The sequence below is a fragment of the Carboxydothermus hydrogenoformans Z-2901 genome, from assembly GCF_000012865.1.
GTDB lineage: Bacteria > Bacillota > Z-2901 > Carboxydothermales > Carboxydothermaceae > Carboxydothermus > Carboxydothermus hydrogenoformans.
Window position 1 is genome coordinate 2176827 of sequence record NC_007503.1, and the last position, 23088, is coordinate 2199914.

A 23088-nucleotide genomic window follows, 5' to 3' on the forward strand; every position below is an offset into this window, starting at 1 on the left:
TTAACACTCCTCAAGAGGTGGTTAATCATGTCTTTTGTTTCCTATATCCGCCAACCCCGGGCGGCTATGCAAAAGCTGTTACTTTATCCCGGAAGCAAAAAAGCATTTTATAATTATTTTATAGCATCCTTTCTCTTACTAATTGGCCTTATGTTTTTCCCCTTTTCCCAGAGTTCAGACTACTTCTACCAAATTCTTTCTTTTAAACAGCCAGCAATAATTTTAACTTTTTTAGGTATCTTTATCTTATTTTTTTCTCTTATAGGTATAGTTAATCTTATCGTAGCTTACCTTACCGCCCTTATTGTCAGCAAAAATATTACAAAAATCGATCAGGACTTACTGTTTCAGCGGTTTTTACTGGGTTATTCGGAACTTATCTTGTTTTCTGCCTTACCCCAGGGATTGGCCTGGCTCAATCTGCTTAAATTAGATCTTATTTTTGCCGTATTAACCTGGGCCGCCCAACTATACGCCCTTTATCTTGCTTATCTCATGATAACTACCGCCATTAATTTGTTTAAATAAAGCCGGGGTCTACCCCCGGCTTAACACTTTCTTTTTCACATTTTCGTAATCCTTACGGTGAACGTATTTCATTCCCGACTCATCTAAACTTGCTACCCGAAACCAGCCGCTGGCAATTAAAATTTTAAGACGTGCCATGCTGATTTTTAAGTTTACAGCAACTTCGTTTAACGACAAAATTTCATCATTGTCAATAAATCTTTTTAAAACCTCCGGCTTGGGCTTAAAATTCTGGCAAAAACTTCCTTCCGGCAGTACCGCAAATTTCTCTATATCGAAATCCGGATCAAAAAACTCATCGGTTTCATCAAATAAACCGTAAACTTCCCGGCAAAGACCGATGGTTTTTGCGGAAACGGTAGTTAAATCCTCCCCCTGATACGAGTAAAACGTCATTTTACTTAAGAAATCCTCTCTTACTTCTACCGGCATCTCCCGTTCAAAATGAATGCAGTTTTTACAGGAAAAAGCCCGTTTTTTTGGCAGGTCTCTCCTTGTTGGCCGCCGGTACTCCTGATAAAACTTCCCTAAACCGTCATTAATATATTCGGCTAAAAGGTGAGCGTTATCGAGATATAGTTCTTCATCCTCTACCAGATGTTCATACACCGCTCCTTCTTGAGGTTCGAAAATTTCAATCACCCTGCCGTTAAATTTGCCTTTTTCCTTTAAGTTCTTCAACCACTGAAGAAAATTTTGCGCTTCCCGCTCATCATCAAAAAGGAGTAAGAACTCGCGCAGAGGAAAATAATTTTTCAATAATTTCTCCTGGTCATCCAAACTGTGCAAAACTACACAAGTCTGGAAGGCTGGGCTATTTATAGTCCGCCCTTTCAGAGAGTGCCCATTCCCAGCAGGCGGTATTTAAGCACTCCCATAGCCCCTGCCCCAAGAAGCAGGAACTCGTGCCCTTAACCGGGTCTCCCCGCTTGTCCTGAAAAGATTACCCTCTTCAGGACAGAGATGTCTCTTAAAACTTTCCCAGGGGAGAGTGGCGTTACCACCGCTACCTTGAGAACTCGCCAGAGTTTATAGCTTTCGCTACAGACGCTAATACTTGTTCCACCCAGAGGTATTAGTGCCTTCTCCGGCTCACTCCCAAGGCTTTCTATCAGTTTTATCGCTCTGTCTATCTCCTTTAGTTGCTTTTTCTTTAGTTGTTTGTTCTTAACCGTCCTCTTTACATGCTCTTTTAATTCCTCCAATTCGTCAGCATCTAAATTTTTTAGAATTGCCATATACCCTTCGGGAATTTGCTCTTTTAACCCAAGTCCTCTTCTTGCTATAACATACGCTGCTGCCACGTCCTTTCATCTACGTACCTCGAATTTAAATTAAAAATTCCTTGCAATTCTCGTTTGAGTTCATTTCTGCTTTTACCTTCTAAAAGCCTGTTATATGCAAATCTCATGCAGGATGACCATCTTCTCATAAGTTCTAATACTTTCTGCTTATCTTCGTGGTTAGCAAAGCTCAGCTTAGCCTGTATTGTTATCAAGCTATTTACCACCTCTTTGCCCGTAAATCCTGGCTGCAAATGATGTAACTATTGCTATTTCGATACCTTCTTCTGCCCTTTGGAGTTCTCACAGGAGTGATTAACCCTTCTTTTCCCAGTTTATAAGTGTTCTTCGACTGATTGAGTACATTTATTTTATTTTTTGCATACTTAATAACATCCATTACCACAAGGGTAAAATTATACCATTTTGCACTGCTATTACCGACTGTTGTTATCCTCCTTTAACAAAAATAAAACCATTAATTATCACTTTATTGTACTATTATATTCTTCAACTGTCAATTATTGCTTGACTTTTAAAATTTCATCCTTGCCAAAGGCAAAATGTCCTGACTCGTACCCTTTCCCTTCTACATTGATGATTACCCCTTCGGTACCAAACGCCCGGCCAAAGGTATTAACAATACTATCTATTTTTAAACCTTCAAAGGCAGAACCGGCGTTTAGCTCCGAGATTAACTCTCGGGAAAAGTTTAACCTTAAATTTTGGTCGGTACGCACGTAATTTAGTAGTTTTACGTCTTTACCTAATACCTTATATTTTTCTTCTTTTAAAATAGATGTTAATTTGTCAGCCAGTTCTTCTCCTGTCTTAAATCTTACAGTTCGCTCTTCACTTAAAAGCTTATCCACATTAGCCGAAGGGTAGTAAAGCGTCAAGGTTTTTGCCGGAAGATTCCCATCCTTCTCCCCATCCCCGTATTTTTTCAGGTTGTCTTCAATGGTGGCTCCCCCAGTAGCAATAAACCGCTGTTTAACAAGGCCTACCCCATTAGCAAAATACCTTTCGATAGTGTTATCTTTAGACTTTCCTACAACCTTCAGGCAGGTAAATTCTCCCGCCGGAACTTTTACTTTTTCTGAAAGACTTTCAATGCTCCAGGTAATATCTCCGGTTTTCCAGGTAGTACCTACTTTTAAGGGAGCTTTCAAATAGTACTGTTCCATGCTTGGAGCTTCATCTAAATGATTTATCCGCCAGTAACTTTCTTCCTTTGCATAAATAAGTTTTACCCCATTTTCACTTACCTCAAAAACTTCTGCCACATCCGTACCGCCATTTTGCTGAAGAAGCTGCACTCGATTACCTTCTATGAACTCCGTATCTACCCGGCCGCCGGCAAATTCGTTGCCTTCCCCTTCATATTCCCAGTACCAGTTCGCTTTTACCGGAAAGTAATCGGTAACCGTTAACTGTACTGGTTTTTCCGCTGGCTTGGGTGAAGGAGACGGGGTAGGCTCGGTTAACTCTTTTTTAGCACAACCTCCCGCCCCCAGCAAAAGCAAGAAAATTAAACTTCCCAACACAAAAAACTTTTTCACCGGAAAACCTCCTCAGCATAAGATGCACAAAAAAATCCTGTATTGCTACAGGATTAAGTTTGCCCTAATATCTGGCTAAAATGTATCTTTCCGGTTTTTGTCCGGGGAATTTGTTCTAAAAGGATTACGTTATTGGCCGGTACCGGCTGCTCCGCCAACTTGTTGGCAAACTCCACAAATTTAGTTTTGTCAAACCCGTTTTCCGGTACAATAAAGATTTTTAGTTCATCGTCCACCAGTAAAACGGCAATATCTTTAATTCCCGGAAAATCATCCAGGTATCCTTCTAACTCCCGATAGGGAATGATATTTTTGGTAACCTGAAAGAATTTCTTTAGATAATATTCAAAAGTATTTCGGGTCTGGCGCAATTTTTCATCCAGGCGTTTTGCTTCCGCTTCATTTTCTACAATATGAAAAACCGTATACGGGCAAGTTTTTAAACATTCACCGCAAAAATTGCATATATCTTTATTAACATTAATTTTTCGGGTTTCGGCATTATATGTGATCGCCCCGGTTGGGCAGCACTCCGCCGCTTTACAGCTTGGTTCATGCTGGCAGGCATCGTAATCAACGTATAAAAACATTGTTTCTCTCCCCCTATTTTAGACTCCACCGTCAAAATAATATTGCTTTAGTGAAAAGTTTATTTAAATTTATTATATGCAAATTTCCCAAAAAAATAAAGGGATAACAGAATTATTTTTTGAAAATTTTTATTTTTTTGTTTAAAAAACAGAAACATTTTTCTAAAGAAGAATTTGTATTACATCTCCGTCTTTAAGCTCATCGGTAAACCCGGCTTCGCGGTCATTTAAGAAGATTTTCAAGGAACTAACCTTCGGTGGAATTTCTTCCAAGTAGGGTAATACATCGGCTAAAATGTAGCTTGATTTTCCGCCAAGTTTCACCGTCCTGCCGTTTAAGGTAATTTTTATTGCCAAAGAATCATTATTCGGAAAAAAGACCTCTTCCCCTAAAACTACCTCATCTCCCGGGAAAAAGCGGTACTCTAAATCTACTTCCCTTCCGTTTACTAAAATTTTTCCGGTTTGAGCAAACAACGTCCCCACCGTTTCCCGGGAACAGATAATGAGGTTATCCCCTTCTTTGATCAAATAATCGTCGGCTAAAACCTCATTATTTAAGGTTACCAAGGGATTTAGAGCTATCTCTTCTCCATTTACTTTAATGACAATACTTCTATACTCGTTTAAAAGGTCTTTTACCGTAAGCTTTGCATCACCACCATCCCGGGCCGGTACAAATTTTATGGAATCTCCAGCCCCAACGGCTGTTTTTAAGGATGCAGTTTGTCCATTCACATAAATTTCACAAACCCGGGGTAATTCTCCTTTTACTTCTCGCCTCTTTCCGTTAAGATAAAACATTAAGCTTTTTCCTTCCTGGCCAAAGATTTCTGCCGGTGTTACTCCGGAAAGCTTTAATACCTCGCCGACATTTAAATTTTGCCGATGTAAAAGCCGAACCTCTCTCCCGTTTAAAAAGACGGTAATAAAACCGTGGTCGTATTTTTTCAGTGCAGTTAGCAGTATGCCAAGAACCGTAACTCCCTCGGGTCCCTTTAGCCTTTCCGGTACCGTTAAAAATTTTTGCTCCCTTAAGTCACATCCTTTAACCGCCACCCGGCTAACGTCAAGCCCTAAAAGCTCGGAAAGCTTTTTGGCAAGGCCGGGAGTCTTCGCTCCTCCTCCCACTAAAAATACCGCTTTGGGAGTCCCCCCGTTAAGCCGTTTAATTTCTTCGGCTATTTTTCCCGCTATCCGCTCCACCGTCGGCTCAATTCTGGAAATTATTTCTTCCGCCGGTAATTTAACCTCCTGTCCCAGAATATCGTAAAAGGCTATCTCTTTGTTTAAAGCCAATTGCTTTTTGATATTTTCCGCATCGGGAAAATCCACGAGAAACTGCCGCATAATTTCTTCGGTTACCTCATCGCCCGCTTCCGGTACCATCCCGTAAGCTACCGCCGCACCATCCCGGGCAATAGCAATATCCGAAGTACCGGCCCCTATATCCACCAGGGCTATGTTGAGTAACCTCAGGCTTTCGGGAACAGTAGCCGCTATGGCCGCGATAGGCTCCAGGGTTAGGCTTAACGGTTCTAACCCCGACCGTATAAGAACCGCTTGCAGGCTGGCAGTAACCGTTTCCGGCAAAAATGTGGCCACCAGCTCAACGCTCATCTTTTTCCCCCGGTGTCCTTCCAGTGCTTTAAAAGGATAGCCGTCTAAATAATAATTAATGATGCTGTAACCCACCAGTTCGTACCTTACATCCCCTTGATTGCTCAGCGCTTCGGTTGCCGCTTCCAAAGCCTGGCTTTCCAATTCAAAAACCTGCCGGGCGCTCACCTCGCCCCCGGCAATTTCTTTTTCGGCATAAGCGGTGGCAGTATAAAGGGCTCGTCCGGCCGCTGCTATCGCCGCTTTGGTAAGTTTTATTCCGAGCTCCTTTTCTAACTCTTCCTTGATTTCCGTTACAACCCCCGCTACTTTAGCTATATCGTGAATTTGCCCGTCTAACATGGAGCGTTCGTTATGCTCCCGCATGGTTTCTTTTAAAATTTTTATTTTTCCATCTTCCAAAACTTCCGCGACAACCCCGATAACCGTCCGCGTTCCTATATCTAAAGCAAAAATTATATTTTTTTCATCCATACCAATCCCGCCCGTATTTTTTTTATACCTTATTATTCGCTATTTTTCGGTATTCTCCTTTAAGAATTAACGTTTATTAAACTTTCTTCGCATATAATCCAGTGCCTCTCCGCTATTCCTTATCTCACCCCGGGCCCAGGCTTTTAAAAGATAATTTTTAATGTGCCCCACCGCAGGAGATTCGGGAAGATTTAAAGTTTTCATAATCTCTTTTCCCGATAGCCCTTCCTTAAATTCCAGGTATCCGTAATAAAAATTTATTAACCCCCTTAAAAATTCTAAATCGTCCCGGGCTTTTTCCCCTTTATCCGCAAGATACAGAAGAATTAACTCTAAAAACAAATCTCCGGTATCATGTACGAGCCGTAAAATTGCCTCACCGCTTACTTTTGCCGCCGTTTTTAGAGATAAAAGCCGCATGTGGTTTTGAATTAAAACAGTTAAAACCCTTTTTTCCCGGTGGGAAAAGTTAAGATAATCAAGAAAAGGTTTAAGCCTGTTTACACTTTCCTTTTCATGGCCAAAAAAGCGGGTTCGCCCCTCTTTGTCATAAGATAATGTCCCGGGTTTACCGATATCGTGAAAAAACGCCACCATTTTTAAAAGATACGGCGGATAATCGCTCCTGATCCCCAAAGGGTTATCTTCCAAAAGCTCTTCCATTCGATTTAACGTATCTATTAAATGCCGGTAAACCGTCTCCGAGTGGTGATAATTTTGGTAAAGCTCATACCCTTCCTTCAATCCAAGATTAAACACTTCAAAAAACCCCGTATGAAACAGCATATCTACCATTGGTACGGCAGGTTTTAAGGTGAAAATTTTTTTAAGCTCCTCCGCTACCCGCTCCCCGGGCATTTTCTTTATATATTGTATATATTGTTTAAATACAACCATTGTTTCCTGCTCTACGGCAAAACCAAGCTCTCCCGCCAGGCGTATTCCCCGTAAAATTCGTACCGGGTCTTCTAAGATGTTTTCCGCACTAATCATCCGGATAATCCTGGCCTGTAAATCGTTTCTACCTCCGAAAAGGTCGATAACCTCTCGGGGAAATTCACCGTTAACCGGCAAAGCCAGGGCATTTACCGTAAAATCCCGGCGTCTTAGGTCTTCTTCCAAGCTTTCCCCAAAAACCGGCAGAATATCCACCTGGTAAGTTTCGCCCCCATCCTTAAAGACCAGCCGGTAAATTAAAAGTTCTTCCTTTAGAGGAAAAAAGTTTCCCCCAAAAGCTTTTAAAAGTTTCTCGCCCACTTCCCGCGGCTTTTGAAAAGTAGCCAGGTCTACGTCTTTGACCGGGCGGGAAAGCAGCATATCCCGTACACTACCGCCCACAAAGTAAGTTTTGGAGTCTTTGATGACTTCTCTTACCTTTTGTAAAATATCCATTTAAGTCGCCTCTACTTTCTTCTCTTTTCGGAATCCTCAAAGCTTTGTCCTTTCAATAAATTGTCGAAGTATGGTATAATTACGTCGGTTTTAAATTATTCTAATTATTTTTATCAACGGGGGGGTGGTAAGTGATGTATGAGATAGATTTAACCGACGTCGTTATAGCTTTAACCAAAGCTTTAGAATTTACCAATGAAGACCTGGGATATCACCACGAACGGGTTGCCTACATAGCCGCTTCGATCGGGAAAAAACTCAATCTTTCGGAAAAGGATTATGAAACTTTGTTTTGGGCTGCCTACTTACACGATTTGGGCGCCGGAGCAAAATTAGTCGACAGGGAAATTCATAATTTAGATAAATACGACACTGCCCATGCCAACTTTGGCTATGAACTTTTAAAAGATGTACCGTTTTTTACCGAAGTAGCTCAGGTAATAAAACATCACCATACCAAATATATTAATTTTACTTCCGCTGAAAAAAATTCCCCCCTTGCTTTCTTAAGCCAAATTATCTTTGCTGCCGACCAGGTAGATTTATATTTAAAACCAAACAAACTTGCCCTTTTACAACGAAGTGAAATTGAACGGTTTTTTAGGAAAAATGTTCAAATCCTCTTTAATGAAGATGTAGTTGAAGCTTTCCTGGATTTATCTCAAAAAGAAAGTTTCTGGCTTGACCTTACTACATATTATATTGAAGATAGATTAAAGGCTTTAAGACCAAAAACCAAAATTTTAGCCGGTGAACAGGGGCTAAAGCTTTTAACCGTGCCTTTTGCCCGGATTATCGACGCGAAAAGCCCTTTTACGGAAAGGCATTCTTTAAAAGTTGCAGCCCTAAGCGGCCAGCTTGCCGAAATTGCCGGCCTTCCCGGGCAAAAATCTTTAATTGAAATCGCCGGTCTCCTGCACGATATCGGAAAACTTTCCGTTTCCAATAAGATTTTAGAAAAAAACGGCCCGCTAAACGATGAAGAGTATGCACTAATTAAAACCCATCCTTATTATACCTATTACTTACTAATACAAGTCACAGGTTTTGAAAAAGTCGCCCAGTGGGCCGGTTACCACCATGAACAGCCCAACGGCCAGGGTTATCCTTTTAAGCTTACCAAAGACCAGCTTGACCTTCCTTCCCGCATTCTGGCGGTAGCCGATAAATGGGTCGCTTTAAGGGAAAACCGGCCTTACCGGGATGCTTTAAGTATTGAAAATGCTCTCGATATCTTGGAAAACATGGCCCAAAAGGAAATAGTAGACCCTGAGGTAGTAAAGCTTTTAAAAGAAAATATCGATTATCTGGAAAAATCTCAGGAAGAAGAAATTGGTCAGATTACCGGGAAAACTAACGAACCGCTCCTTAGCTAAGGAGCAATTTCCCCTGCCCAAAATAAATGCCCTCTATCGGAAATTTTGGTAGAGGGCATTTTTGTTAAAAGCATTTTGACAAAAATTAACCTTTTCCTGCAATATTTAAAAAAAATTTTTGTCCGACAATATTAAACGTCCGCCGGATAACATCGGTGCAAGCTTCTTTTTCACCCCTTTAAACCCCGTCATGGTTTAAATACCTTTTTTTAAACTCAACAAAGCTAAGCTTTTCTTTTATTTCTCCCCGGTCCATTACCAGAATTTCATCCATCTTTTCTAAACCCCTCAAACGGTGGGTTATATAAACAAGGGTTTTATCCCCCGCTACTTCCCAAATATTATCTAAAATCTCTTTTTCCGTTATACTATCAAGGCCGGTAGTTGGCTCATCTAAAAGCCAGATAGGAGCATTTTTTAAAAGCAGCCGGGCTATTAAAAGCCTCTGGCGCTCCCCGCCCGACAAACGTTCCCCCCGCTCTCCTACTTCAAAGGAAAGCTTTAAATGAGAAAGCCTAACTTTTTCGAGTACCGCCAAAAGCTCTTCTTCCTGAGCTTCAGGTTTGGCAATCCGTAAATTTTCCTCAAGAGTACTGTTAAAAATAAAGCTTTCCTGGCTTACCACCCCAAAAAGGGTCCGCACCGCTTCCGGAGAAAAGGTCTTAAGTTCTTCACCCCCGAGGAAAATTTCCCCTTTATAATCATAAAAGCGCAAAAGAAGCTTTAAAATACTGCTTTTCCCTGAGCCGCTGGGGCCCACCACGGCTATCTTTTGCCCCTCCTTTAGAAAAAAGCTCACTTCTTTTAAGGAAGGCTCAACATTTCCTGGGTAAATCAACGTCACCTTTTTAAACTCTAAAGAAAAGTCGCCGGGTAAATCAGTCCGCCCGGCTCCCTCAATAACCTGCGGGGGCTCGTTTAATATGGAAAAAATCCTTCTGGCACTTTCCTTGCTTTCCTCCCAGTACTGCCGGGCCGCAGCTGCCGGTAAAACTGCTTCAAAAGAAGTTTGCACCACTAAAACCACAAGAGCAATAAGCACTCCGGAAAGTTTTCCCTGGGAACTTAAGTAGACTGCCAGAAGTAACGCTAAAAAGCCGGAAAAATGACTTAAAAAGAAAACAGTGCTCTCCGAGAAAGCAGTTAAATTTGCCGCCATCTTACGTAAAGCTATAAGTTTTTGGGAAAGCTTTTGGACCCCTAAAACCTTTTCCTCCAAACTATTGTTGGTTTTTAAATCAATATACCCGAGGATTAGTTCCCCAATGCCGTCGGCTAAAAAAGCTCGCTCCGTGCGAAGTTTTTGGGTAAATTCCAAGCGCTTCTTTCCCAGAAAGGCGGGTAAAAAAATGGTTGCAATTATAAATCCTGAAAAGAGGAGTAAGGAAAACCAAAAAGAAAATCTCCATAAAAAAATCCCGGCTAAAATTAAAACCCACAATATCACAAGGTACGGATAAACCGCCCGTAAGAAAAAGTTTTGTAAGCTTTCCACATCCGCCACCATCCGGGACAGTAAATCGGTGCTGCGGGCTTTTTGGAAAATTGCCGGAGCTTTGGGTTCTACTTTTTCGTAAAAAAACTTACGGATTTCGGCTAAAAAATTAAAAGTGGTCTTATGGGAAAAATACCGTTCCAAATACCGAAAGACCGCCCGGGAAAGTCCGAAAAATCTCACGCCTACAATGGTCAGGGTCAAAGTATACGCCCAGGGCTTAAGCGCTGCTTTGGAAATAAGATAAGCCGATGTGGCAAATAAGCCAACACTGCTTACCACGGTAAGCGTCCCGAGAAATACCGCCAACAAAACTCCCCTAAGATCGTTTTGTAAAATTTTAAATAATTGTTTCATACTTCCCCCCGGTAAGCTGTAATTAATTGCCGGTATAATTCATTTTCCGCTAAAAGCTGTTCGTGCCTTCCCATACCCCGGATCTCTCCCCGGTCTATCAAAATGATTTTATCCGCCCGGTAGAGACTCGAAAGGCGATGGGCTATGATGATTACCGTCCGGTTTTGGAAAAGCTCATCAAAGGCTTTTTCCAAAAGTTTTTCGGTATGAGCATCAAGACCTGCGGTTGGCTCATCTAAAATTACAATTTTTGCGTCTTTTAAAAACACCCGGGCTAAAGCAATTCGCTGGCGTTCCCCACCGGATAACCCCCGCCCTCCTTCGCCAACCTTGGTGTCATAACCCTGCGGAAGTTCGGCAATAAATTGATGGGCCCCGGCTAAACTCGCCGCCCGTTTAATTTCTTCGCCCTTTGCTCCTTTTTTCCCAAGGGCAATATTTTCCGCTATACTTCCCGGAAAAATAAAGGGCGTCTGATGAAGATAACCCACCTGGTCATACCAGTCTTTTTCCTTAAGTTCCCAGAGGGGAACCCCATTTATTAATATTTCTCCTTCTGCCGGTCGCATAAGCCCCAGCAGAAGCTTTACCAGGGTAGACTTACCAGCCCCGCTGGGTCCAACAATCGCAACCTTTTCCAAAGGCTTTATCGTAAGATTAATATTTTTAAGAACTTCTTTACCCGGTATATAACTATGACTTACCTGTTTAAGGATAATTTCCGGTGGAGAATCCCAGGTAATAGACCGCTTATTTAAAAAGACCCGGCTTTCTTTTTCCTCTATTATTGTCCACAGTTTTTGCGAAAACGCTATCGCCGTTCTGCCCGCATGAAAACTGCTTCCAAGATTCCTTAAAGGTAAATAAAGTTCCGGTGCTAACAGTAAAACAAAAAACGCCTGTAAAAACTCCATTTTTCCGTATAAAAGCCTTAACCCCACTTCTACCGCCACCATCGCGGTGCTGATGGTAGCTAAAACTTCCAGGGCAAGGGCTGAAAGAAAAGCAACCCTTAACACCTCCATGGTGGCATCCCGGAACATTAAACCGCTTTTTTTAAGCTCATTAACCTGCTCTTTACTCCGGCCAAAGGCCTTTAAGTCCGCTATCCCCTGTAAAAGCTCGAAAAACTTGCCGCTCAAGCGGGATAAGCTGCTCCACTGTTTTTGGGCCAGTTTCTCGGCAAAACTTCCAATCAGCATCATAAAAACGGGAATTAACGGAGCGGTTAGCAGCATAATTATTCCGGAAATAAGGTCTAAAGCTAAAACCACTACCAAAATCATTAAAGGTATGATCCCGGCACTTATTAGTTGCGGAAGATACCGGGCATAGTAAACCTCGAGACTTTCTACCCCTTCTAAAATCAGAGTTAAAAGCTCTCCCGTTTTTTCCGGCAGTAAAACTTTTGTCCCCAATGCTGCTATTTTTTCCAAAAGCACATTCCGTATTTCGCCGGTAACTTTAGAAGCAAGATTGGCCCCTACCTTTTCTCCAAAATAACCCAAACTAAATCTTAAGGTAACGATAAGAAATAATGCCGGGAAAAACGGCCAAAGTTCCCCAAGCCCTTTTTTAGCTAAAAAGGCCCCGTTGATGATATACGCTATTAAATAAGCCTGGGCAATAATCGCACCGCCGCTTATAAACGACGTTAAAGCGATTTTAACTAAATACCCTTTATATTTTAGCGCTTCTTGATTTAATCTTTTTTCGATCATAGCTACCCTCGGTTTTTTCTTTAAATTTTACCATAATAAAGGAAAAGCGGCAGCTTTACAGCTACCGCAATATTTTTAATATCCGTTCCGCTCCGGTGAAGCTTTACCCCGAAACACCCGGTAAGTATAGATAGTGTATAAAAGGACGATCGGTACCCCGATTAACGCGACAATGAGCATTACCTTTAAAGTTAAGGGCGAGGAGGAAGCATTGTAAATTGTAAGATTTTTGACCGGGTCAGTAGCAATTACCCAGTTGGGATAAAGCCCCGCCGCCACGGTTAAAATCATCGTGGCAAAAGCTATAGATGAAGCGGTAAACACCTTCTGGTAAGCGTTTTTCCGCACCCAGCCCGGGATAAGGATAAGGGATACTAAGGTTATAAGCGGTAAAACATATAAAAGGGGCAATTTTTGATAATTTTCCCACAAATGCGGTGCTGCCATTTTGCTGTAAATCCCGCCAATTAGCCACAGTACCAGTAAAATCACGGCAAAATTTTTGCTTAAGTCCCGAGCTCGTTTTTGCTGGTCCCCTTCGGTTTTTAACGCTGCATAGGCCGCCCCCTGCAGCAGAAAGGCAAAAAGCCCAACAATACCAAAGCACAGGGCAAAAGGTTTTAAAAGGCCAAAAAAGGTACCGGCGTAATTTTGCTCAGCATCTAAAGGTATACCGTAAACCACATTGCCTACCGCCACTCCAAAAAGAAGGGCCGGTAAGAAACTTCCCAGGAAAAATAAGCCGCCCATCAGCTTTTGCAGTCCCGGAGTATCTACTTTAAAGTAGTACTCCACCGCTACCGCCCGGAAAATCAACGCAAACAGTACCAGCATCATCGCCAGGTAAAAACCGCTGAACACCGACGCATAAACCAGAGGAAAAGCGGCAAAAAGCGCTCCACCGCCGGTTAAAAGCCAAACTTCGTTGCCATCCCACACCGGACCAATGGCATTGATTAAAATTTTTCTTTCCTTATCGGTTTTCCCAAGGACGTAAAATAAACTACCCACGCCCAGATCAAAGCCGTCTAAAAGGGCATAGCCGATAATCAATACCCCCACCAGCAAAAACCAGACGGTATTTAAATCCACCCTACGCCACCTCCCTTTCCGCTACACCCAAAGCATTTTCATTATGGGTCTTAACGGTCCGCACCATCAGGTAAAGCATCAAACCGCCCAGGAAAAGGTACACAGCTATGAATAATAAATTGGTCAACACTAACTGCCCTGGGTCAAGCTTCGAGACCGCATCGGAAGTTTTTAAAAGACCGTAAACAATCCAGGGCTGACGCCCGACCTCGGCGGTTATCCACCCCAATTCATTGGCAATATAGGGCAGGGGAATAAAGTAAAGGAGGAGTTTTAAAAGCAACCGGTTATTGTAAATTTTGCCCCGGATAAGCTCCACCACCGCCCACAAAAGGGCCAATGCCATTAAAATCCCGAGACCTACCATTAAATGGAATGAAAGGAAAGTTGGTAATATCGGCGGCCGTTCCTCCCGGGGAAACTCTTTAATACCCTTTACAGGCTGATTTACATCACCGTGAGCAAGATAGCTTAAAAGACCCGGAACTCCTATTTCAAAGACATTTTTCTCGTTTTTGGTATCCGGCCAACCTAAAATAAGGAGGGGAGCTTTTTCCTGGGTCTCCCAGAGGCCTTCAAAGGCAGCTAACTTAGCCGGTTGAGTTACCGCCACCTGTTTGGCATGAATATCGCCAAAATAAATCTGCAAAAGGGCAAAGATAAGTCCAAAGATTATCCCAACTCGTAAAGACGGCCTGGCAATTTCCACATTTTTCTTGCGTAAGAGATAGTAAGCGCTTATACCCATAACAAAGAAGGCCGCAGTTACATAAGCTCCATCCAAAGTGTGCAAAAAGCGCGGCAAGGTAGACGGGCTAAATACCGCTTCTTTAAAGCTTGTAAGAATTGCCCGGCCCCCTTCCAGCTTATAACCCGCCGGCGTTTGCTGCCAGGAGTTAGCAGCGATAATCCAAAAAGCTGAAAGGTTTGTGCCAAAAGCAACCAAGACCGCACTTAAAAACCGCATTCCCCGGGAAATCTTATCCCGACCAAAGAGCAGAAGACCGATAAACGTGGACTCTAAGAAAAAGGCAAAAACTCCTTCCGCCGCCAGAGGTGCTCCAAAAATATCCCCCACAAACCGGGAATAGTCAGCCCAGTTGGTGCCAAATTGAAATTCCATGGTAATCCCGGAAGCTACTCCAACCGCAAAATTAATGGCAAAAAGTTTAGTCCAAAACCGGGCCATTTTATCCCAAACCTCGTCGTTAGTCCTCCAGTACTTGTACTCCATGTAAGCGATCAGCACTGCTAAACCCAAGGTAAGGGGTACGTAGAAAAAGTGGAAAATAGCGGTTATGGTAAACTGCAAACGGGATAACGCCGTGAGATCCATCATCCACCCTCCTTAAAAATATACTTTTTTAGTATAGTTTTGGGCAAAATTTTTTAAAGGTTTTGCTCCCTTTCCAAAATTTTTTTAAAACTCACCGTTCCCAGCCGGGCAATGATATCATTTTGGATTAAGGAAAGCTCTTGGTGAATGGCACACCGGCCACCCCGCTGACTGGTGCAATACTGGGGATCGATTAAGCAGCGGTTAATCTTTACCGGTCCCTCCACCGCTTCCACCACATCTAAAAGTGTTATTTCTTCCGGATCTTTAGCTAAACTAAAACCGCCCCCCACCCCGCGGTAAGATTTTACAATCCCCGCTTGTCCCAGCTGCCGCAGGATTTTTAGCAAAAACCTTAAGGGGATATTTTCCCGCCCGGCAATTTCCTGGGCTTCTACCACCTCCCCATTCCCTTTTCTCGCCAAGTACAATACCGCCCGAAATGCATAATCGGTTGCCTGAGTTAGATTCATCTCTTCCTCCAAAGTATACTAAAATAGTATTGTTTTCTTTAAAATAAACCATTTATATCCCTTTTGTCAAGTAGTAATTTGGGAATAGTCCCCATTTTTATACTTTACTATAACTCAGAACCGTCCCTCCTGGGGTAGTTCTTGAACCTGGGAAAGCTTTTTCTCGATATTTCTGGTTTTCTTTACGGCATTGTCGATTTCATTGGTGGCAGCTTCAAGTTTTTTCCGGGTTTTATCCAGAGCTTCCCCGAAACGGGCAAATTCGGTTTTTACTTCCCCCAGGAGGGTCCAGACTTCAAGAGAGCGCTTTTCAATAGCCAGGGTTCTAAAGCCCATCTGCAGGCTATTTAAAAAAGCCGCTAACGTAGTAGGTCCGGCTACGGCAACGCGATATTCCCGCTGAAGCCTTTCTACCAAACCATTTCTTCTTAAGACCTCGGCATATAAACCTTCCGAAGGCAAAAACATAATAGCAAAATCGGTGGTATGGGGAGGATCTAAGTATTTTTCCCGGATTTTCCTGGCTTCATCCTTAATTCTATTTTCCAACGCTTTGGCGGCTTCTTCGGCTAAAAGCGCATCTCCTTTATCGATAGCATCCAGTAATCGCTGGTAATCCTCGGTAGGAAACTTTGCATCAATGGGGAGCCACACCGGGCCATCCTTTTGCCCGGGAAGCTTAATGGCAAATTCTACCCGCTCCTCCGAACCTTTTTTCGTGGCGATGTTTTTCTCGTACTGCTCCGGGGCAAAAATCTGCTCTAAAATTGCCCCAAGCTGAATTTCACCAAGGGTTCCCCTGGTTTTAACGTTGGTTAAAACTTTCTTTAAGTCTCCCACTCCCGCCGCTAAAGCCTGCATTTCTCCCAAGCCCCGTTGTACCTGCTCTAACCGCTCGCTAATAAGCCGAAAGGATTCCGAAAGCCGTCGCTCCAGCGTGCCCTGAAGCTTTTCATCGACGGTAGCCCGCATTTCCTCCAGCTTTTTAGCGTTATCCTCCTGCAAGCGATGAAGATTATCCTCTACCGTTTTCCGCACCGCTTCCAACCGCTGCTCGGTTTGCAGCATAAGCCCGGAAAGCTGTCTTTCTACCGCCTCTAACTGATTTTTCTGTAAAATCCCGATCTGACTTAAAGACCCAAGCATGGTATCGCGAAAATCTCTTAAGCTGTCGCTTAGGTCTTTTCGGTTTTGGGCAGCTTCCTCCCGCAGGGTACTATTAAGACTGCTTAAAAGTTCCTTGAGAAAGTTAATGCCGGTAAGAAGGCTTTCTCTTTCCGGAAAACGAATTTTCATAAAAAGGATGATTTGGAAAATAAGGATGATAAAAAGCAGAATAAAAATAAATATTTCCAAGATTATGTCTCCTTTCATTTATTATTCCAGTTTCTAACTTCCAACCTCAAACCTCTAAAAGGGACGGCTCTCCAAAAAAACTGTAATCAGTCGTCCATCGGTAATAGATGGCAGGTAAGAAAAAAGAATTTGCAGACCACCGACCACCTACCACTGACCACCTATATAATTGTTCTCCCTATGCTCTCGATTCTCCTTTTCAGGCAGGGAAGGCAGGCGTCGGGATCTTCGTTTACGCAGATTTTACCGGGATAAAGCTGGTAGAGAGGTCGGTACGGTTGCGGGGTCATATTGGGCATAACCACATTGGCCCCCACTTTTAAGCCAAGCTCCCGGCCCTCGGGATGGATGGTACCAAGGGCCGTAGTGGCAGGGATATTGGCTTTAGGGAGTATAATCCGGGTCAGGGCAATCATTGTAAGGGTTTGCTCTAAAGTTCCGCCCTTTTCCTTGGCCAGCGGTGTATCCGGATGGGGAATAAAGGGACCAATCCCCACCATCTCCGGTTGCAGCTTCTCCATAAACAATAAATCCTCCCAGAGCATATCGTCCGTCTGCCCCGGAAGGCCTACCATATTCCCCGCACCTACCTCGTAACCAAGGTCTTTTAAAGCATAAAGGCAGCGCACCCGGTTAAAAAAACTTCCGTCCGGATGGAGTACTTCATAAAGTTTACGGTTTGCCGTCTCATGCCGCAAGAGGTAACGATCCGCCCCGGCTTTTTTTAATTCCCGGTACGCATGAGTAGAAAGTTCCCCGATACTTAAAGTAACGTAGACCCCAAGTTCTTTAATCCGGGAAACTATCCCTACCAGGTCCTTCAGTTTGTAATAGGGGTCCTCACCGCTCTGGAGTACCACGGTTTTTATCCCAAGAGCAGCAACTTCTTTCGCTCGCTTAATTATCTCCTCGGGGCTCATCCGGTAACGGCCAAGCTTTGTATTATCCCGGCGAAGACCGCAGTAAAGGCAGTTTCGCCGGCAGTAGTTGGAAAACTCAATGATTCCCCGAAGATATACTACATCCCCTTTTTCCCGGGCTCGAATGCTATCGGCCAAGGCATAGAGTTTATCTTGATAAATTTCCAAAGATTAAACCTCCCAGAAACTTTCCTCAATCACCTTATTTAAATTATACAGCCTTTCCTCGGCTTCCTGCAGGGGGATTGGTTTAAAGAAAATTTTCTCTTTGGAAGTTTTCTGGATCAATCGGGAAAGGCTTTCTCCAGCGACTACACCTATCAGGGGATAACCACCGGTGGTCTGCCGGTCGGCAAGTAAGACAATGAGTTCCCCATTTTTTGTTACCTGCATCCCACCCAGAGGCACCGGAGCGGAAATAATTTCCTTTTCAGCAAGAGTTAGCGTTGGACCCGAAAAACGGTAGCCCATCCGGTTAAACGCTGGGTTTAAGGTAAAAGGTTGCGATGCTAACCGTTCAGCGCTATCCTTGGAAAGATATTCCCATTCCGGCCCCTGAATAAAATAAATTTGGTCATTTTCGTACAGGGCAAAACGTCCTTCGGGTAAAAAATAGCGTTTTTTAAAGTTCCCTTCAAATTCGGCAAAGGGTATTTCATCGTCCTTTTTTAAAGCCCGGCCCAAAAAACCTCCGAACCCCGCTAAAAGATTGGTTCCTCTCCCTCCCAGTACTTCGGGTACTATAAAACCGCCCTTTACCGCGAGATATCCCCAGTTACCCCCGTAGGGGCCGGTAATCTCCAGAACGCTTCCGGCAGGTGCAAAATAGGATTGCCAGAAGTGAACAGGTCCTCCGTCTAAAAAAGCCCGGTATTTACCACCGGTTAGAGCAAAAACCGTACTCTGGCAAAATTTCACCGAAATTCCCGCGTTAAACTCTATAACCGCCTTTAAATCATCGTTACCGCACAGCTTGTTGGCAATCGAAAATGCATTTAAATCCATTGCCCCTCCGGGACCAAGGCCGTATCGCTGATAGCCAAAACGCCCACCATCCTGGATCGTAGTTAAATTTCCGGGTTTTAGTATTTTAAGCACGCTTTTTCCTCCAGGCCTGAACGTAAATATTTTTGTTTAACAATTCCCGGTTAATTTTTTGGGCAAGTTTTACCGCCTCGATATTGTCACCATGTACACAAATGGTATCCACTTCCGCTTTTATAACCGTACCATCCACAGCTTTTACCCAGCCCTCGGCTAACGCTATAGCCTGAGCGACCGCTTCATCTCCCGTCTTTTTGGCCCCTTCCTGATTTCTTGGAACCAGCCGACCATCAGGTAAATAGCCCCGGTCGGCAAACCCTTCCCGGATAACAGTAAGTCCCATCTCACTGGCTATTTCAAAAAGTCTGCCGTAGGGTAAAGTCACAATAGCTATTTCCGCATCAAAAACCCAAACCGCCCTGGCCACCGCTTCGGCCACTTCAACTTTTACCACCGCATCGTTATAAAGGGCTCCGTGAGGCTTTACATGGGTAATTTTTACCCCTTCCGCCCTGGCAAAAGCCGAAAGAGCCCCGAGCTGATATAAAAGCATATTGGTTATTTCTTCTTTAGTATAAGGAATGCTCCGGCGGCCAAACCCCCAGAGGTCCGGGTAGCCGGGATGAGCTCCCAGGTTTACGCCATATTCCCGGGCAAGCTTACAACATTCAGCCATAACCATAAAATCCCCGGCATGAAAGCCGCAGGCTACATTTATACTGGAAACCAGCGGCAAGATGGCTTCATCTTCACCTACTTTAAAATTACCGTAACTTTCTCCTATATCGGCGTTTAGATCAATATACTTCAACTTCTCCCCCTCCCAGCCGGAAGTATTCCTCAACGCTTATCGGATAAAACTCTATATATCCTCCGGGCTCCAGTAAAAAGGGAGCCTCAGGGTTTTCCGGATTAAACAGTCGCAGAGGGGTTCTTCCGATAATTTGCCAGCCACCGGGAGATGCCACCGGATAAATCCCCGTTTGCATCCCCGCAATCCCTACCGAGCCCGCTTCCACCCGTGGCCGCGGTGATGATTTACGGGGGGCAGCAATTCGCGGGTCCAACCCCCCAAGATAAGGAAAGCCTGGCGTAAAGCCAAGCATGTAAATATAATAGCGGTTTTTCGTATGAATAGCTATAACTTCTTCGGGAGTTAAATTATTAAGCCTTGCCACTTCCTCAAGGTCGGGACCAAACTCCCCGCCATAAGCTACCGGTATCCGGTATAAGCGGGGAGTTTCTTCTTGCCCACCGCCGTCTTTAAGATTTTCCGCTAATCTTTCCACCAATTTTTTTAGCTCCCAAAAGCTTATTACCGCCGGCTCAAAATATACCGCTAAAGCCCGGTAGGTGGGTACCGTTTCCAGGATTCCGGGAATTCCCTGCAATTTCCGGTCTAAAGCTATAACCTTCTGGTTTACTTCCCGGCTTATTTCCTTTGCAAAATAAATCCCAAGACAACGCTCTCCCAGGGAGTAAATTTTATACATATTTCCTCCTTTTAACTTAAAAGCTTTAAAAACTGGTCTTTAAAGCTAACTATACCAAAGTAACCTACCGCCAGAGCTACCACCACCCCAAAAATAGTAAGCCATACCGGATGGCGATAGTTCCCAAAAAGTTCTTTCTTGCGTAAAACTAAAAGCATGGCCGTTAAAGTAATAGGTAAAATCAAACCGTTAAAAGCTCCGGCTAAAATTAAAAGCTTTACAGGTTTACCAAACTTTACGAACACCGCCAGGGATAAAAGCACAAAAAGGATAATGGCAATATTGTAGTTTTCGCGTACTTTCTTGCTGTAAGTTTTTAAGAATGACATGGAGGTATAAGCAGAACCAATTACCGAAGTAATCGCTGCCGCCCATAGTACCAGGCCAAAAAGTTTATAACCCAAGGTACCGGCAGCGATTTTAAAAGCCGAAGCGGGCGGGTTATTGGGATCTAAAGTATGCCCTTTAGCCACCACACCCAAAACCGCCAGAAACAATAAAATCCGCATTAATCCGGCAATTATTATACCAGAAAGTGAACTTTTTGTTACCTCCGGTAAATTTTCCTCTCCCACAATGCCGGCATCCAAAAGCCTGTGGCCTCCCGCAAAAGTTATGTAACCGCCCACCGTCCCCCCGACCAAAGTCACTATCGCTAAAAAGTCAACTTTAGCCGGGACAAAAGTCCGGTAAAGCGCTTCACCTACCGGCGGCCTGGTAGTTACCGCCACATAAGCTGTTAGCAAAATCATAAGCCCGCCTAAAATCTTGGCCGTTAAATCAATTTTACTCCCTAAATCCTTGGATAAGAAAATTAAAATGGCAAAAGCCGCAGAAATCACCGCTCCCCATTCCGGACTAAGACCGGTTAAGACATTAACCGCAAGGCCTGTGCCGGCAATGTTACCGATATTAAAGGCAAAACCCCCTAAAACAATTAAAAAAGTAACAACTACCCCCAGTCCGGGCAGTACCTCATCGGCTAACTCCTGTCCCGGTTTTCTGGTCATGGTAATAATTCTCCAGATGTTAAGCTGCGCTCCAATATCCAGTAAAATGGACATTAAAATAACAAAACCAAAACTTGTGAGAAGTTGCTCGGTAAATACCGCTGTTTGGGTTAAAAAGCCGGGACCGATGGCGGAAGTTGCCATTAAAAAAGCAGCCCCTAAAACTGCTCCTGCACTAACGTCTTTTTTCCCCATAATCTCACCCTTTCTCTATTTTTCCCTTTAAAAAGTATATATTTCTACTTTAGTTAATAAAAGTACCGTTTTTAATGTATATTGTATTCCCACCGGCATTTTGTGGGATATATCACAGAATTTTCTTAAATTTTGAAGTTTAATAGTGGTAAGGAAAGGAGTGGGATTATGGGTATGTGGAAATGTCCCGGGCAAGACCGGAGTTTCTGGAAAATCGATGATATTTTTGAAGCTCCCTGCCCGCACTGCGGAGAAATGATTGAGTTCTGGAAAGATGACATTACCATAAAATGCCCGCACTGCAAAAACTTTGTCACCAATCCTAAATTTAATCCCGGTTGCGCCGCCTGGTGTAATTACGCCGATAAATGTTTAGGAGCAGTTGCTCATGAAATCCAAAGTCAGCCGGAAATAGTTAAAACAAGAGTAGAAGTTAACGTTCGAAAGTACCTGCTTAACCAGCCGGAACTTCTGGGTTTATCTTTAAAAGCCGGGGAATATGCCGAAAAGCTGGCCGAAAAGCTTCAGGTTTCTCCCCTGGTACCGGTAGTAGCGGCTTACTTTCACAAAATTGCTGAAAAAAGCACCCGCCAGGAACTTGCCCGGAAGGCAAAACTTCCTGAGGAAGCCTATGCGGCGGTGGAAAAGCTTTTGGCAGGGGAAGGCAACCAGCAAGAAATGGCCATTTACAACGATTCCGTAAAATTAGCAAGCCTACACCATAAAACCTTAGAGGAAATTGAAGAAAATTATCAACAGTTTTTAAATGAATTTTCTTTGGAGGCATCCAGGGAGTATGCTCAGAAGGTTTTTGATGTAAAGAAAAAGCTTGCAAGAAAAAAATAAACGTAGGGTCGACTCCTGTCGACGTTATTTTGATGTAGGGTCGACTCCTGTCGACCAAATAATGGCAGCAGGAGCTGCCCCTACAGTTATAAAACCCCCTGCAGGGTAAACCGCAGGGGGTTAGTTATTTTCTTATTTCTTAGCTTTTCCCGCCTGAACCTTAGCTTTTATTTCTGCCTGAACCTTGGCTTTTAGTGCTGCTACTGTTTTAGCCGTATCCCGCTTCATCTTCATTAAATCCTGCATTTCTTTTTTATTCACAATCCCACCAACTACTTTTACTTCCTTTAAAGTCCCCTGAGCATCGTACTTGACCACCACTTTTGCCCCTACCGGGATTGAAGCCAAGTCTTTTACCGTATACTTAACAAATTTCGGAACAGAGATAGTCTTTTTTCCAGCTTTTTTCTCTACTAAAGTAAAAATTTTTAGCCCTTTTATGCCGGTTACCTTTACCGCTGCCGGGTCAGGAACGGTAAAGCTTTTAGACATGGTAACGTTCTTGTTTAATTTGGCTACGGTAAACACCCCATCTTTGTTATAAGTTACTACTCCGGCATAAGTGTAAACCGCCATACATACTGCTGGTTGTGAGTAAGTAGTATCAGTTACCGAATTTGTATTATACGTAGTATCAGTTACCGTATTATTATAAGTAGCATCAGTAACTGTAGTGTTAGTTACCGTAGTGTATGTAGTAGCGGTAACCGTCGGAGTAGTCCCTTCTTCGGCCAAAGCAAACCCGGCAAAGGCCACTACCAGGGATAAAGTTAATACTACTGCTAAGAGCTTTCTCATGGTATCTACCTCCTTTTAATTTTTGGTTTCACTATAATATTCGTAAGCTTTTAAAATTTTAAGGGGGTCATAAAAAAATTTTGCAAAAAAAGAGTATTAGGCATAAAATAAAGTTATCAGATAGAAA

Annotated in this window: 21 protein-coding genes and 2 pseudogenes; 3 read left to right on the forward strand and 20 right to left on the reverse strand. The window is 43.4% G+C overall.

The genetic code is table 11. The features are described from left to right. The first annotated feature begins 27 nt into the window (after positions 1-27). On the forward strand, positions 28-528 hold the full coding sequence (locus tag CHY_RS11295) for a hypothetical protein (protein ID WP_011345301.1): 501 nt from the start codon (positions 28-30) through the stop codon (positions 526-528). A gap of 9 nt (positions 529-537) precedes the next feature. Here the strand turns inward: CHY_RS11295 and CHY_RS11300 are convergent, their stop codons facing one another. From CHY_RS11300 to CHY_RS11330, 8 genes and pseudogenes are all read right to left on the reverse strand, one after another. Further along, on the reverse strand, positions 538-1287 hold the full coding sequence (locus CHY_RS11300) for a hypothetical protein (protein ID WP_011345302.1): 750 nt from the start codon (positions 1285-1287) through the stop codon (positions 538-540). Positions 1288-1439: 152 nt separating this feature from the next. After that, positions 1440-1838 (reverse strand): annotated as a pseudogene (locus tag CHY_RS11305) (IS200/IS605 family accessory protein TnpB-related protein); the annotation flags it as partial. Beyond that, positions 1811-1960 carry a hypothetical protein gene (locus CHY_RS13540; RefSeq protein WP_338031314.1) on the reverse strand — a complete coding sequence of 50 codons (150 nt, stop codon included), beginning with the start codon at positions 1958-1960 and terminating at the stop codon, positions 1811-1813. The pseudogene CHY_RS11305 and the gene CHY_RS13540, both read right to left, overlap by 28 nt. 116 nt (positions 1961-2076) lie before the next feature. Then, positions 2077-2177 (reverse strand): annotated as a pseudogene (locus tag CHY_RS13245) (MerR family DNA-binding transcriptional regulator); the annotation flags it as partial. Between the two features lie 155 nt (positions 2178-2332). Then, a complete protein-coding gene (locus tag CHY_RS11315) occupies positions 2333-3373 on the reverse strand; it encodes a GerMN domain-containing protein (RefSeq protein WP_011345303.1) in 1041 nt (346 codons plus the stop codon). A gap of 53 nt (positions 3374-3426) precedes the next feature. Next, a complete protein-coding gene (locus CHY_RS11320; protein WP_011345304.1) occupies positions 3427-3963 on the reverse strand; it encodes a 4Fe-4S dicluster domain-containing protein in 537 nt (178 codons plus the stop codon). A 162-nt stretch (positions 3964-4125) separates the two neighbouring features. Next, positions 4126-6057, reverse strand: a complete 1932-nt coding sequence (locus CHY_RS11325; protein ID WP_011345306.1) for a cell division protein FtsA — start codon at positions 6055-6057, stop codon at positions 4126-4128. Positions 6058-6123: 66 nt separating this feature from the next. Continuing rightward, complete coding sequence (locus CHY_RS11330; RefSeq protein ID WP_011345307.1) at positions 6124-7449, reverse strand: CCA tRNA nucleotidyltransferase; 1326 nt, start codon at positions 7447-7449, stop codon at positions 6124-6126. 134 nt (positions 7450-7583) lie between these two features. On the opposite strand from CHY_RS11330, the gene CHY_RS11335 reads away from it, so the two are divergent. Beyond that, positions 7584-8825, forward strand: coding sequence for an HD domain-containing phosphohydrolase (locus CHY_RS11335; protein WP_011345308.1), 1242 nt, complete (start codon positions 7584-7586; stop codon positions 8823-8825). 178 nt (positions 8826-9003) lie between these two features. Here the strand turns inward: CHY_RS11335 and cydC are convergent, their stop codons facing one another. The 11 genes from cydC to CHY_RS11390 form a co-directional block, all read right to left on the reverse strand. After that, positions 9004-10677, reverse strand: a complete 1674-nt coding sequence (gene cydC / locus CHY_RS11340; RefSeq protein ID WP_011345309.1) for a thiol reductant ABC exporter subunit CydC — start codon at positions 10675-10677, stop codon at positions 9004-9006. Further along, entirely contained in the window at positions 10674-12398 is a 1725-nt protein-coding gene (cydD, locus tag CHY_RS11345) for a thiol reductant ABC exporter subunit CydD (protein WP_011345310.1), read from the reverse strand. The genes cydC and cydD overlap by 4 nt, the downstream gene beginning before the upstream one ends. A 75-nt stretch (positions 12399-12473) precedes the next feature. Continuing rightward, positions 12474-13490, reverse strand: coding sequence for a cytochrome d ubiquinol oxidase subunit II (gene cydB / locus CHY_RS11350; protein ID WP_011345311.1), 1017 nt, complete (start codon positions 13488-13490; stop codon positions 12474-12476). A 1-nt stretch (position 13491) separates the two neighbouring features. Then, the gene (locus CHY_RS11355; RefSeq protein WP_226986707.1) at positions 13492-14829 is read right to left on the reverse strand and encodes a cytochrome ubiquinol oxidase subunit I; all 1338 of its coding nucleotides are present in this window, start codon (positions 14827-14829) and stop codon (positions 13492-13494) included. 50 nt (positions 14830-14879) lie between these two features. Then, entirely contained in the window at positions 14880-15299 is a 420-nt protein-coding gene (locus tag CHY_RS11360; protein ID WP_041537763.1) for an RrF2 family transcriptional regulator, read from the reverse strand. A 114-nt stretch (positions 15300-15413) separates the two neighbouring features. After that, entirely contained in the window at positions 15414-16655 is a 1242-nt protein-coding gene (locus CHY_RS11365) for a DNA recombination protein RmuC (protein WP_011345314.1), read from the reverse strand. A gap of 161 nt (positions 16656-16816) precedes the next feature. After that, entirely contained in the window at positions 16817-17743 is a 927-nt protein-coding gene (hydE, locus tag CHY_RS11370; RefSeq protein WP_011345315.1) for a [FeFe] hydrogenase H-cluster radical SAM maturase HydE, read from the reverse strand. A gap of 3 nt (positions 17744-17746) precedes the next feature. After that, complete coding sequence (locus CHY_RS11375; protein WP_011345316.1) at positions 17747-18673, reverse strand: biotin-dependent carboxyltransferase family protein; 927 nt, start codon at positions 18671-18673, stop codon at positions 17747-17749. Beyond that, positions 18666-19430: a 5-oxoprolinase subunit PxpA gene (locus CHY_RS11380; protein WP_011345317.1), complete on the reverse strand. Its 765-nt coding sequence runs from the start codon at positions 19428-19430 to the stop codon at positions 18666-18668. The genes CHY_RS11375 and CHY_RS11380 overlap by 8 nt, the downstream gene beginning before the upstream one ends. After that, positions 19417-20112, reverse strand: a complete 696-nt coding sequence (pxpB, locus tag CHY_RS11385; RefSeq protein ID WP_011345318.1) for a 5-oxoprolinase subunit PxpB — start codon at positions 20110-20112, stop codon at positions 19417-19419. The genes CHY_RS11380 and pxpB overlap by 14 nt, the downstream gene beginning before the upstream one ends. Positions 20113-20123: 11 nt before the next feature. After that, a complete protein-coding gene (locus tag CHY_RS11390; protein ID WP_011345319.1) occupies positions 20124-21317 on the reverse strand; it encodes an NRAMP family divalent metal transporter in 1194 nt (397 codons plus the stop codon). 168 nt (positions 21318-21485) lie between these two features. Here CHY_RS11390 and CHY_RS12870 point away from each other — a divergent pair, with 168 nt between their 5' ends. Then, on the forward strand, positions 21486-22163 hold the full coding sequence (locus tag CHY_RS12870) for a hypothetical protein (protein ID WP_011345320.1): 678 nt from the start codon (positions 21486-21488) through the stop codon (positions 22161-22163). Positions 22164-22295: 132 nt separating this feature from the next. Here CHY_RS12870 and CHY_RS11400 read toward each other — a convergent pair whose 3' ends face one another. After that, the gene (locus CHY_RS11400) at positions 22296-22961 is read right to left on the reverse strand and encodes a hypothetical protein (protein WP_011345321.1); all 666 of its coding nucleotides are present in this window, start codon (positions 22959-22961) and stop codon (positions 22296-22298) included. Between the last annotated feature and the right edge of the window lie 127 nt (positions 22962-23088).